A 13399-nucleotide genomic window follows, 5' to 3' on the forward strand; every position below is an offset into this window, starting at 1 on the left:
TGTTTTTATAAAGTAGATGGGCAAACGTAGTTGCTTATTGGTATTTTTGTTTCCTTTAAGGCAGCAATACCTCCGTTTACATTAATAAGGTTATGTATGCCTCTACTTTTTAATATAGAAGCGGCTACCATACTTCTGTAACCACTAGCACAGTGTATGTAAAAGTTGTTGTTAGCAGGGTACTTTTTAAGGTATTTATTAATAAAATCTAAAGGAGTATTAACTGCGTTAATTACGTGCTCAGACAAAAATTCGCTTTCCTTTCTAACATCGTAAATTTTTGTAGAATCATTTGCCTCGTTACTTAGCTTTTCTGCTGTTGTGCAGCTAACAGTATCATACTCTTTAGCAGCTTTTTTCCAAGCGTTAAATCCGCCTTTTAGGTATCCAAGCGTATTATCAAAACCAACTCTAGATAATCTAGTGACTGTTTCTTCTTCTTTACCCTCTGGAGCAATTAGTATTATAGGTTGCTCTACATCTGCAATTAGTGCACCTACCCAAGGAGCAAAACTACCATTTAAACCAATAAAAATAGATCTGGGAATATGGCCTTTGGCAAATTCATCTTGGTGTCTTACATCTAAAATTATGGCGCCAGTATTGTTAGCTAATGCCTCTACCATATCTGGGTCTAATTCTATTGTGCCACGTTTTATAATATTTGCTATATCATCATACCCTTCTTTGTTCATTTTTACATTTAAAGGAAAATACTCAGGAGGAGGTAGTAAACCATCTGTAACCTCTTTTATAAACTCTTCCTTAGTCATATTTTCACGTAAGGCATAATTTGTCTTTTTTTGGTTCCCTAAAGTGTCAACTGTGTCTTTACTTAAATTTTTTCCGCAGGCAGATCCAGCCCCGTGTGCAGGATATACTAAAATAGAATCTGCTAAAGGCATAATTTTGTTTCGTAAACTGTCGTATAAAAAGCCTGCCAAGTCTTCTTCTGTAATTTCGCCTGCTTTTTGTGCTAAATCTGGCCTACCTACATCACCTAAAAATAGAGTGTCACCACTAAAAATAGCGTGGTCGTTTCCGTTTTCATCCTTTAGAAGATACGTAGTACTTTCCATAGTATGGCCAGGCGTGTGTAAGGCTATAATGGTTATATCACCAACATTAAATTCCTGATTGTCTTTAGCAATAATAGCATCAAATGTAGGATCTGCTTTAGGTCCGTATACAATAGGAGCTCCAGTTTTTTGAGCTAATGTAACGTGTCCACTAACAAAATCTGCGTGAAAATGAGTTTCAAAAATGTATTTAATAGTAGCATTATTTTCTTCTGCTCTTTTAGTGTAAGGAGAAGTTTCTCTTAAAGGATCTATAATAGCCGCTTCACCATTACTCTCTATATAATATGCCCCTTGTGATAGGCAACCTGTGTATATTTGTTCTATAATCATAACATTGTAGTTTAATTTGGACTACAAACTTATGAGTTATTAATTTGTACAACAGTAACTTAGGTTACATTTAACTAATGTTTATAATTTTTATGTGATTTCTGTGTAATTCTATTTTTTCTAACTTTTCTAACTTCTTTAGTAATCTAGAAATCACCACTCTAGAACTATGTAGATCATACGCAATTTCCTGATGCGTATTTTTAATAATAGAACTATTAGTTACCCTTACCTTTTCTCTTAAGTAATTTAGTAAACGTTCATCCATTTTTAAAAAAGCAACACTATCTACGGTAAGTAGCAACTCATTAATACGGTTATGATAACTTTCAAAAACAAAATCTCTCCAAGATTTGTATTTAGATGTCCAAATTTCCATTTTTTCTATAGGAACCATAATTAACTTAGCATCTGTTTCTGCAATAGCTCTAATTTCACTCTTTTTTTGCCCCATACAACAAGCCATTGTCATAGTACAAGTTTCTCCTTTTTCTAGGTAGTAGAGTAGTAGCTCATCTCCTTCAGTATCTTCTCTAAGTATTTTTATGGCACCAGATACAAGTAAGGGCATAGACTTTACGTAGTCGCCAATTTCTATAAGTTTAAAACCCTCAGGAACTTCTTTATAAGTAGCCACTTCAAGAATTTCTTGTAGTAATTGGTCTTCAAATAAAGTGCCGTAGCTATTTTTTAATTCTTCAATCATAGTAACATCAAAGTTACTTAATAGCAAATAATGATAGTGTTAAAACCCTAAATTTTCACCTTTTTATTTTAATATCGATCTTAACTCCCTCTCTTTAAGTTTATTTAGAATTAATAAAAATAATTCTTGATTTGTAACTAATCCTGATTTAAGTTTGCAACACAAAATTATTTTAAATCAATCTAAATAAGAATAATGAAAAATTTAATGACCTTAGTAATGTTATTGGTAGCAACAATTGCAGCTACAGCACAAAACACTACACTAACAGGTAAAGTAACAGACGTAGATAATACCCCTTTAATGGGTGTAAATGTATTAGTAAAAGGAACAGCTTTAGGAGCACAAACTAATTTTGATGGTGCATTTAGTATAGCAAATTTAGAATCTGGCACTTACACGGTTCTTGTATCTTACTTAGGTTATAAAACTAAAGAACTGCAGGTTACAATTACTGCAAACACAGAAAATACATTAGAGATAGTACAACTATATGAAGGAAACGAAATTTTAAAAGAGGTAGTTGTTAATGGAGAACGTAGAAATAAGTTTTCTAGAAAAGAAACAGCCTATGTTGCAAAATTACCTTTAAAAGATTTAGAAAATACACAGGTTTACAGTACAATAACCTCAGATTTATTAGTGTCTCAAATAACAACAAAGTTTGATGATGCTCTAAAAAATGCAGTTGGTGTAGACAAGTTATGGAGCTCTACAGGCCGCGGAGGAGACGGATCTGGATACTACAGTATTCGTGGTTTTAGCGTGCAGCCACAATTGGTAAACGGTATGCCTGGCTTAACAAATGGAACAATAAATGCAGCAAATATAGAGCGTATAGAGGTTATAAAAGGACCATCTGCTACATTGTTTGGTAGTTCTGTAACATCTTACGGAGGTTTAATTAATACAGTTACTAAAAAGCCATACAAAGGTTATGGTGGTGAAGTATCTCTTACAGCAGGTTCTTACGGTTTAACAGTACTTTCTGCAGATTTTAATACTGCTTTAGATAAAAATAATGACATCTATTTTAGACTAAATACAGCTTACCACACAGAAGATAGCTTTCAGGATGCAGGTTTTAAAAAGTCGTTTTTTGTAGCACCATCTTTATCATACCGTGTAAATAATAAATTATCATTTTCATTGTATGCAGAAATTACAGAAGCAGAGCAAACAAATGCCACTTCGTTATTTTTAAACAGAGCAGCACCATCTGCATCTTCTAGTATTTCAGAATTGGGCTACAATAATAAATTATCATACACTTCTAATGATTTGTCTATAGAGAATCCTACATCTAACTACAGAGTAGAAATGGATTATAAATTGTCTGACACTTGGCAATCACAAACTATTTTGTCTAAAAGTAATACCTCTTCTAACGGATATTACTCTTATTTATATGAGTACGGAATTTTAGAGCCTAATACATTTTCTAGAATGATAAATAAAGAAAATGGAAAAACAAATACTACAGACATACAACAAAACTTTATTGGAGACTTTAAACTAGGAACATTACGTAACAGAGTTGTTGCAGGTTTAGATTATTACCAAGCAACAAACATAGACCAAAGTTCTGGTTTTTCTTTTTACGGTAACGTATTACCAAACGGAGATACAAACGGTGATAACCCTTTTACACCAGAAGTAGAAACAGATACTTACCCATTAACAGAAGCAGGAGTATTGTCTGTTTTAGCAGCACAAACAGCAAACAATATAAAATCTAAAACAAGTACCTATAGTGCTTACGTGTCTGATGTATTAAATATTACACCAGCTTTATCTGCAATGGCAAGCTTACGTGTAGATAGGTTTGATAATGAAGGTGATGTAACTACAGATGCAGATGACTATGCACAAACAGCTTTTTCTCCTAAGTTTGGTGTGTTGTACCAACCAATACTAGATAAATTATCGGTTTTTGCTAATTACCAAAACGGATTTACAAATATTGCGCCTAGTTTAGTAGGTGACCCAGCAGATGGCCCGCAAACGCTAAAATCTTTTGATCCAGAACAAGCAAACCAATTAGAGTTTGGTATAAAAACAAACCTATTTAACGGTAAATTAAATGCTACAGTTAGTTATTATGATATTACAGTGTCTGATAAAGTAATGACAGATCCAACATCTGCATTTAATAAAATACAAGACGGTGAAGTAGAAAGTACAGGTATAGAGATAGAAATTAATGCAAACCCAATTAATGGTTTAAATATAAAGGCCGGTTTTAGTAATAACGATAGTGAAATTACAAAGACTGATAATGCAATATTAGCAGGTACAAGACCTTTAGAATCTGGAGCAGAAACTCTTTATAACCTTTGGGTAAATTATGAGTTTCAGGTGGGAAGTTTAGAAGGTTTTGGACTAGGTTTTGGTTTAAACGGAGCCAGTGAAAGTTCTATTATTAATTATGGCCCAGGAGGTACTTTTGATTTGCCTAGCTACACTATATACAATTCATCAGTTTTTTACCAAGCAGATAAATACAGGGTAGGATTAAAACTTAATAATATGTTTAATGAAACATATTACAAAGGATGGACAACCATTACACCACAACAGCCAAGAGCATTATTAGCAAACTTCACATATAAGTTTTAAAAATAGTTTAAGTTGGATTTTTGCAGTAACATCTTAGTCTGGAGTTGTACCAGGCTAGGATGTTTACATTAAAAAAAAATAAAAAATGACCGTATTAATTTTAGTAACCACCCTTGCTTGTTTGTTGCATTATAGCACCTCTAAACGTGCTGTAATTACAAAAGAATTTAAACTATTATTTTGGTTACATAACAAACAAAAAAGTGTAAAAATAGCAGCAATTGTACTTTTTTTATTCGGTTTGTTTTTAGCTATTTATACATTTGGGTTGGGAGCAGGATTTATAATTTTTACAATTCTATTAATGCTAAGTTGGAGCTTAATAGTGCTATTAGCTCCTTTAAAAATTGTAAACTACAAATTACTAACACTACTTTTTTTAGTAGCCTTTTTATTAGAAAAATCATTATAAACTATGCCGGCAAATTCTAAATATTTAACAACAAATCCTTGGCAGCAATTTGCAAAAATATCTGTAGGTATTGTTGGTGGTTATATTGTAACATCATTAGTACATATAGCATTAGCATTATGGTTGCCAAACCCTAAAATAGTATTGGCAACGTCTATATATACCATATTTATAGTTTGGGGTGCATTAATGATTGTTCCTTTTTTATTTAAAAACGGATGGTTGGTTTGGCTAGTATATTTAGGTCTAAGTCTACTTTTAGCACTAGCAATTTATTTTGGAAAACTTAATTCCCCTTTAATATAATGAGTAAACGTAATTACAATGTTTTTTTTCATACACATACCGTTAGTGGTATTGTAATTAGTGTAGCCTTATATATTATATTTTTTGCAGGAGCCTTTGCGCTTATTAAGGATGAAATTACTGCTTGGGAAAAAGGAAACACAGCAGAAATTTTAGCTCCTGAAGATATAGATTTTAATAGGCTTATAAAAAGTATAGAGGCAGAAGGCCATACACTTTATGGTAGAGACATACGCATAATACCAGCAGATGCTAAAAAAGATATTTACGTACAGCTAACAGACTCCCAAGATACTACAGTAGTAAATATACCAGAAAAACCAACTTATTTTTATGCAGATCAAGAAACCTATAAAATAAGTGAGTATTATTCTTTTTATAGTGTAGGAGAGCTATTGTACAGGTTGCATTTTTTTCATCAATTACCAACAATAGGTATTTACATAGCAGGTTTTGTAGCATTGTTTTTTTTGTTTGCTATAGTAACAGGGGTTATTGTGCATTGGAAAAAAATGGTGTCTAACTTTTATGTTTTTAGACCCAAGGCAAAATTAAAAATGGTTTGGACAGATGCACACACGGCATTAGGCGTAATAGGTTTGCCTTTTCAGTTTGTATATGCAGTTACAAGTTGTTTTTTATGTATGCCTGTTTTTGTGTTGTTACCAGCAAATTATGTGTATAATAATAACCAAGATAAGCTTTTAGAGGATATACGTCCAATGATGAAAACTTATCCGTTAGAAGAAAAGTTAGATACTGTTTTAGACGTAAATTCTTTTATGGCTAAGGCCGATAAAAAATGGGAAAACTTTACAGCACAGCAAATTTATATTAAGAGCTACGGAGCAACAACTATGATGTTTCAGGTTGATGGTTTATTAGGCTCTAAAGAAAAGTTTTTAGGTAACGGAAGAGTCGTTTATAAAATGGCTACTAATACTATCGAATCTGAAAAAAGCCCTTATGTAAACAGCTATGTAGAAGATGTAGAACTTACCATACGCAAACTGCATTTTGGAGATTTTGGTGGTATGTACTTAAAAGTAATATACTTTATACTAGCATTAATCACTTGTTTTGTAATTATATCTGGTGTACTTATTTGGCTAGAGGCACGTAATAAAAAAAATATATCTGCAGCAAAGCAATTGTACAATAGGCGAGTAGGGCACGTGTATTTGGCCATATGTTTAAGTATGTTTCCTATAACAGCATTGTCTTTTATAGCATCTAAACTAATACCAAGAGAGTTAGATGCAAGTAGGCAAACCATTTTGTATCTCGTATTTTTTGTAGGCTGGTTGCTATTAACCATTTATTTTAAAAGTAAAAGAGACAATTACATTACCAACAAATACAGCTTGTTATGGGGCAGTATTTTAGGCTTTTTAATACCAATAGTTAATGGCTTGGTATCTGGCAATTGGTTTTGGAAAACCTTTGCAAACAATCAATTAGATGTTTTTACAATAGATGCCTTTTGGTTGGTGTTAGCTTCGGTGGCTTTGGCTATATATTTTAAGTTAGAGCGTAAAGTACCAAAGGTTAGTCACGCTAAACTAGTAGCAGAATACCAGAAAACAGTTTTAGAACAAAGAAAAGAACAAGAAAATCAATTAGAAACAGGAGAAGATCAATCTAAGAAAATAAAATTTATGAGAACAAAAATTTCAATATTCTGGCTATTAATAGTAGTAGGCTTTATTATACACCACGTTTACGGTTTATTTGGCGTGTATTATAATGAGAGTTTAATGATAGAAGGCGCTACAGGAGATGTACCAGTAGATCACCACTTGTACCGTATATTTTTTGAAGGCATTGCAATGCTTTTTTGCATAGCAACATTAGAAGTATCTAAACAATGGTTTAGATTAACCTCTATAATATGGGCAATTTTATTAGGTATTTTTAATGTATACCATTTTATAACAGCTATAGTTTATGAGGCTACAAACATATCAGAAATACTAATATTGGCATTAATGGGAGTTGTAAGTGTATTATTAGTAAAAACACTACTGCAATGGCGTAAAGAGGTAGTTTAGCTTATTATTACAATAAACAAAAAAGCATTTAGGTTATTCTAAATGCTTTTCTAATTCTTTAAACTTTCTGTGAATAAACATAATTTCTTTTAAAGTAAATTGCTTTTCATGAAACCAGTCATGGGCTTCAATTTTGGCATTCTCTACTTGTGCATCTCTAATGGCTTCTATAGTTACAATATGCCAATGTGCACCTTTGTTTTTAGAAACCGGATAGCCAACATCACTAATAATATAAGATTTACGAGGCTGATTTACCAATCTAACACCGTTTTTTAAAACAGCTAAGGTTTTGGTAAGAGAAACAACCTCAGAGAAAGAGTAACGTGCAAAGTCGTTAAAACCGTCTCGTTTTACATTAAAAAGCTTATCGCCAACTTCTAAATATCGCATAATTTATTTTACAAAGAGATCGCAAAAATAGAATGATTATCCCTTTTTTGCTTTACTACCAAGCACTACTTATTAACAATGGTAAGGGTTTTGTAGCTATTAAGCTGATACTGATAATTTTTAAGAGTTATTTTTTTATTTAATTATAGTAAATTAGTTTCTTCAGCTAGCGCAACTATTTTGCTTATTTGCCTACTCTTTAAGCCACGAGCGTGACGCTCGCGCTAGCGGGGCATCGAACTAAATTAAATCAGTTTCTTCTTTCTCAAAAATATGAAGAGTTCCACCTGCTGTTAATACAGTAATCATACTATCATTTACCTTAATTTTATCTATATGATACCAGTTATCTTCATTAGAAATTTTTTTGGGATCTTTTAAGAGTTCATAATAATCTATAATCTTATTTGTTTTAAGGTCTAAGACAGCCAATATACTGGCTATTAATGTTTCTCCTTGCTGTATAGCTAAGTATAATTTATTATTATGAACAACACTAGATTGGTGTTTAATACTCCAATTATTAGTAGGAAAAATATTGTTTAACGTTATTGTTTTGCACTCCTCTGTATCTAAATTAAAAATACTTAACGTTTGTATGTTATTAAAAATACCAGAAGTTGCAATAACTTCTTTGTTATTGTTAGTATATAAAAAGCCTTTAAGCCTAGGTACTTCTTTGTGTACTTTACCAGTATCTGTGTTTATTACAATACTTCCTACGGCGTTTAAACTGCTATTTGCAAAAGATAAAAACAACAAATTATCTATTATCAATAACTCGTTAGAAATTAAGTGATTGTTAATTTGTTTAGTATACTGTTGAAAGTTAAAACTCCACACTTCTTTTTCTGTATCTAAATAATAACAGTTTATATCTGTGTCATTTTTAGAAAGAAATTTATTGTTTTTTAAAATTTTCCAAATTCCGTTTAAACCGTAATTTATTGGATATTTTTCTCTAATTTTTAGTTTTTTGAAATCGAGTAAAGCCCAAAATTCTTCATTGTTTGATTCTAATTGAGTGAATACTAAATCAAATTCATTAAATATATCTTGTCTGAGATAAACAAAGTTTTCCAAGGTTTTTTTTTCTTCTCCTTTAATACTATATATGATTGTTTTTGCGTCGTCTTTATTATATACCCAAATACAATTATTAAATAAACCTATAAGTGAGCAATTAAGTTTACTAATATTTCCCCAACAAACATTTTTATTTTTTTGAAAAACTAAAGTGTTTAATAGTAGATACTTTGTAATGTTTTCAATTTTTGTAATATTTTTAGTCATCAATAAAAACTTTTTTAAAACTATTATTTGTAAAATCTATCACAGCATTTATCATTTTTTTTTTTTTTTGAAAGTTTGTGATATCATTCAAATCTCTGCGGTTTAAGAGAGAGTTTACTTTGTCTGCACCTAATTCCTCTATTGCTTTTCTTGCCCCGCTAGCGCAAGCATCTTGCTTGTGCCGTTAAACCAACTAAATTAAATCAGTTTCTTCTTTTTCAAAAATGTATAGCGTATAATCGTGATCGTGAATAAAAAGCTTGTCTTTATAAAACTGAAAAGAAAATATACCAGTTTTAATGCCTAAACTTTCTAAAGGAATAACTTTTTTAAAGTAAGCGGTTTCTTTATCAATACAAACTAAAGATAAGGTGCCAAATTTAGTATAAGCCCATAGCTCATTTTTAAATAAGGTTAAATCTTCTATCCCATAAAGAGTTATTAATTTTTCTAGCTGATATTCTTTTTGAAATCTTATCGCATACTCAACCTCACCAGATGCAATAGCTATTTTAGTAAGGCTTGTGTTAGATGCTGTGTATAAATATTCGCCAGAAATAACTCCCATTTGCTTAGCTATCTCACTATTAAGAGACCAAACTACTTTACCTGTTTCAATATTTAAGCATATAACAGATGTACCTTTTAAAATTAGTAAAAGTTGATCTCTAATAATAGTTTTTATTATAGTGGTATTTAAGTCTCCAATCTTAGTAATATCTATAGACCATAAAATTTTATCATCTATATAATTATATAAGCTTATTTCTTTTTTATGAAGTATAAAAAAATCTTTATAGGAATGAATAGGGTATCCTATCAAATATATCTCTTTTTGATTATTATATTCTGGTAAATCTGAAATGTAATAAGTTACTTGAAAATTAGAGTTCACTTTCTTTGTAATTACTACTTTATCATTATGAATTACATAATTTGGATTATTTAAAAATGAAATAGACTCATAAGATTTTTTATCAAAACCTTTTAAATTTAAATCTAAAATGTTATTACCTATTTCAACCATAATTTCCTCAGAAGAGTCCTCAATGGTTGTTATCTCCGATATTTTTGCTAAATCATAAATTACTTTTTCTTTATTAATTTTATTAAAAACTTGTAGTTTATAGTTTAATATCTGATAATTTTTACTGTTTTTGATTATTTTAATTTTTTTTAGCATAAAGTCTAATTTGAAATATCCCCGCTAGCCCAAGCATCTTGCTTGTGCCGTTAAACCAATTAAAATTATTTAATATCACTACAAAACTCCCCCGCTAACTCAAGCATTTTTCTTGTTTTCTTACTATTTACCGCACTAGCGTGACGCTCGCACTAGTGGGGAGTAGATCCATTTTCAAGAATCTCAGGGTAATGTTTTTCTAAAAATTTTATATCCCAAATCATACTTTCATAATAATACTCAAACGAGTATGGTGTTATGTTAATCAATTTCTTCTTTTCTATCTCTTTTTTAGACTCTTTTGAAAGAGGAGGGAATTTTTTCATAAATAATGAATCAACAGTTGTTGAATTATATTTTTCTTTCCCTTTTTCGAGTATATGAAATTCGTAAGCCTCTCTTTTTGATATAAAACAATAAATAATTATCCCTTTCTTTTTAAGACCAATATATGCACAGTCATTTGAATTATATTTAGAAAACTCATTAAAACCCTCAAAGCCATATTTCTGTTTTAAAATTTCAAAAACATCAAGAGCTGCTCTCTTAATTAAATATTGATTATGTAAATGATTCTCGCTTGTTATCATTAGTATTTTATAAATAGTTTATTAGATTCCCCGCTAGCGCAAGCATCTTGCTTGTGCCGTTAAACCAACTAAAATTATTTAATATCACTAAAAAAAAACTCTAATACTTAGCAGCTTTACCATTAGCAGCACTGTTTTTAATAAAAGCCCTTATGTCTTGGTTAGCAGATTTTAAATCTTCTTTACGCAAGTACATCATATGTCCGCTTCTGTAGCCCTTAAAAGTAAACCTGTCTTTTAGTTTTCCGCTTGGGTCTGTTTGCCACATACTATATTTAGAGGTAAAGTAGGTTGTAGCACCATCATAATATCCAGTTTGGTACAATACTTTTAGGTATGGGTTTTCTGCCATTGCTTTGCGTAAACCTTCTCTAACATTATTATTGCTATTGTCCCAAGGGTGTACACTACCAAACATATTGTACTTAAGGTCTGTTTTAAAGTTTAAGTGTTCTCTAAGGTAAAAGTTAATTGCAGGTGTAAAAGAGTGTAACCAAGAGGTAATTTCTGCATTATAATCGGGCTTTGTACCAGCAGCCATTTTGTCTATACCTAAATATCTAGAGTCTAAACGGCCAATAGTATGTCCGCTTTTATTGCGCAGTAAATCTTTCCAGAAAAAAGAAGTAGGTACCATTAAGTTATGGTCTAAAATTGCTTTTTTAGACATACCAGAGTAGTATGCCATTTTTTCTGCAACATCTTGCTTCTCGGCATCTGTTATAAAACCACCTCTTGCAATGGCAGGCATAAGCTTGTCTATAGTATATTGTTCTACTTCTGGTAATACCTCTAACAAGTCTTTTTGTTGTAAAGCGGTAGGTAACATTTTATGGTGCCAAGCAGCAGCAGTAAAATAAGGTAAGTTTATACCAGAAGATAAAGGTCCGTCTGCGTTGTATATTTTATAATCTGCTGGTGATACCATAATTACACCATTTAAATACATCCATTGAGACTCTTGCAGTTCTAATGCTAAACCAGACACGCGAGTACCGCCATAACTCTCACCAATAATATATTTAGGAGATTGCCATCTATTATTACGTGTAACAAATGTATTTACCCAAGCGGCCAAGTATTTAATATCTGCATTAATACCAAAAAACTGTTTGCGGTCTGGCATTTTCCCATCTTTTTGGGCAACCATTCTAGAGTAACCCGTATTAACAGGGTTTACGTAAACAATATCTGCTACGTCTAAAATAGAATACGGATTATCTTTAATACCATAGGGCTGCACAGGGTAACCCTCGTCATCAATATTTAAAATTTTAGGTCCAGTATATGCAATGTGCATCCAGACAGATGCAGATCCAGGACCACCATTAAAAGATATTACCAAGGGGCGTTCTTCTCCTTTACTAACATTTGTTCTTTTATAATAGGTATAAAACAAAGTTGCAACTACATTATCTTGTTTATCCCAAACAGGTTGTGTACCAGTAGTGGCCTTATAGGTAAGTTTAGTGTTGTTAATTGTAGCAGTGTGGTTTGTTACTACCGTAGTATCTACAGCAATTTTTAAATCTTGAGCTTTTGTTTGTGTAGTAAAACTAAATACCGCTAAAACGGTAACGACTTTTAGGTAAGCTAATTTTTTCATTTTTTGAGTTGTAGTTGAGTTCAGATCTAAAAGTATATAATTACTATAGAGAATAAAAATGTATTCTCTTTTTAACTTTTATAATAGTGATAAAAATGCTGTTAACCCTAGATAATCTGCACGTTTTTAGGATGAAATTTTTTGACTACTTTTTTTTAAAATGATTTAAATACACTTTTCTGTAGTTCACCGTTTAAAACTATCCGTTCAATTGAAAATTAGAAAAAAGGCTTAAAAGGCGTGGTAACTTTGTCCCAGATTTAACCTACAAATGTTTATTACCATGTCAAAATTTAAATTTTTACCATTAGGACTTTTAGCTTTATTTATAACAATGACTTCTTGTACTACAGAGAGCATTGAGCAAGAAGATGCAATTTATGCACAAGTAGATACGTCTAGTGAATTAGAGAAAGAAGTTATAGAATTGGTAAATGAGTACAGATCTTCTCAAGGTTTAAATACTTTAGAATATGGTAAAGTGGCATACGGTTATGCTGCACAGCATAATGATTATATGATTGAGGCTGGTAAAATTAGCCACGATAATTTTGATTTACGTGCATCTAATTTAGCAGTAGAGGCAAAAGCAGATTTTGTTTCAGAAAACTTAGCTAAAGATTTTAAAACAGCAAACGGTGTAGTTAAAGCTTGGATTAATAGTCCAACTCACAAAAAAGTAATGGAAGGAGATTTTACATACACAGCTATAAATATTAAAGCTGATGAAAATGGAAAATTATACTTTACACAGTTATATTATAAGTAAGATATTTTTAGGTTAAAATTATCTTTTTTAGATAACACTTTTAAGACAATTGAGATTGT

The 13399-nt window shown here is 31.2% G+C and carries 12 protein-coding genes; 5 read left to right on the forward strand and 7 right to left on the reverse strand.

Annotated features, from left to right (window positions below; translation table 11 throughout):
• Nucleotides 1-5: 5 nt before the first annotated feature.
• Together KLA_RS09275 and KLA_RS09280 are read right to left on the reverse strand one after the other, a co-directional pair.
• A complete protein-coding gene (locus tag KLA_RS09275; protein ID WP_034645270.1) occupies nucleotides 6-1412 on the reverse strand; it encodes an MBL fold metallo-hydrolase in 1407 nt (468 codons plus the stop codon).
• 70 nt (nucleotides 1413-1482) lie between these two features.
• Nucleotides 1483-2118 carry a Crp/Fnr family transcriptional regulator gene (locus KLA_RS09280; protein WP_013622829.1) on the reverse strand — a complete coding sequence of 212 codons (636 nt, stop codon included), beginning with the start codon at nucleotides 2116-2118 and terminating at the stop codon, nucleotides 1483-1485.
• A 195-nt stretch (nucleotides 2119-2313) separates the two neighbouring features.
• Here KLA_RS09280 and KLA_RS09285 point away from each other — a divergent pair, with 195 nt between their 5' ends.
• From KLA_RS09285 to KLA_RS09300, 4 genes are all read left to right on the forward strand, one after another.
• On the forward strand, nucleotides 2314-4737 hold the full coding sequence (locus KLA_RS09285) for a TonB-dependent receptor (RefSeq protein WP_034645273.1): 2424 nt from the start codon (nucleotides 2314-2316) through the stop codon (nucleotides 4735-4737).
• Between the two features lie 85 nt (nucleotides 4738-4822).
• Nucleotides 4823-5149, forward strand: coding sequence for a hypothetical protein (locus tag KLA_RS09290; protein WP_034645275.1), 327 nt, complete (start codon nucleotides 4823-4825; stop codon nucleotides 5147-5149).
• Between the two features lie 3 nt (nucleotides 5150-5152).
• A complete protein-coding gene (locus KLA_RS09295; RefSeq protein ID WP_034645276.1) occupies nucleotides 5153-5455 on the forward strand; it encodes a hypothetical protein in 303 nt (100 codons plus the stop codon).
• Nucleotides 5455-7506: a PepSY-associated TM helix domain-containing protein gene (locus KLA_RS09300; protein ID WP_034645278.1), complete on the forward strand. Its 2052-nt coding sequence runs from the start codon at nucleotides 5455-5457 to the stop codon at nucleotides 7504-7506. Before KLA_RS09295 ends, KLA_RS09300 begins: the two co-directional genes overlap by 1 nt.
• Before the next feature lie 33 nt (nucleotides 7507-7539).
• On the opposite strand, the gene KLA_RS09305 is transcribed toward KLA_RS09300, so the two are convergent.
• From KLA_RS09305 to KLA_RS09325, 5 genes are all read right to left on the reverse strand, one after another.
• Entirely contained in the window at nucleotides 7540-7899 is a 360-nt protein-coding gene (locus KLA_RS09305) for a hypothetical protein (RefSeq protein ID WP_013622824.1), read from the reverse strand.
• Between the two features lie 240 nt (nucleotides 7900-8139).
• Entirely contained in the window at nucleotides 8140-9192 is a 1053-nt protein-coding gene (locus KLA_RS09310; RefSeq protein ID WP_034645281.1) for a hypothetical protein, read from the reverse strand.
• Nucleotides 9193-9385: 193 nt separating this feature from the next.
• A complete protein-coding gene (locus tag KLA_RS09315) occupies nucleotides 9386-10375 on the reverse strand; it encodes a hypothetical protein (RefSeq protein WP_034645284.1) in 990 nt (329 codons plus the stop codon).
• Between the two features lie 152 nt (nucleotides 10376-10527).
• Nucleotides 10528-10965, reverse strand: coding sequence for a hypothetical protein (locus tag KLA_RS09320; RefSeq protein WP_034645286.1), 438 nt, complete (start codon nucleotides 10963-10965; stop codon nucleotides 10528-10530).
• A gap of 100 nt (nucleotides 10966-11065) precedes the next feature.
• Nucleotides 11066-12571 carry a S10 family peptidase gene (locus tag KLA_RS09325; RefSeq protein WP_013622822.1) on the reverse strand — a complete coding sequence of 502 codons (1506 nt, stop codon included), beginning with the start codon at nucleotides 12569-12571 and terminating at the stop codon, nucleotides 11066-11068.
• A gap of 283 nt (nucleotides 12572-12854) precedes the next feature.
• Here KLA_RS09325 and KLA_RS09330 point away from each other — a divergent pair, with 283 nt between their 5' ends.
• Complete coding sequence (locus KLA_RS09330) at nucleotides 12855-13340, forward strand: CAP domain-containing protein (protein ID WP_013622821.1); 486 nt, start codon at nucleotides 12855-12857, stop codon at nucleotides 13338-13340.
• Nucleotides 13341-13399: the final 59 nt, after the last annotated feature.

The organism is Cellulophaga geojensis KL-A (assembly GCF_000568425.1).
GTDB classification, from domain to species: Bacteria; Bacteroidota; Bacteroidia; order Flavobacteriales; family Flavobacteriaceae; genus Cellulophaga; species Cellulophaga lytica.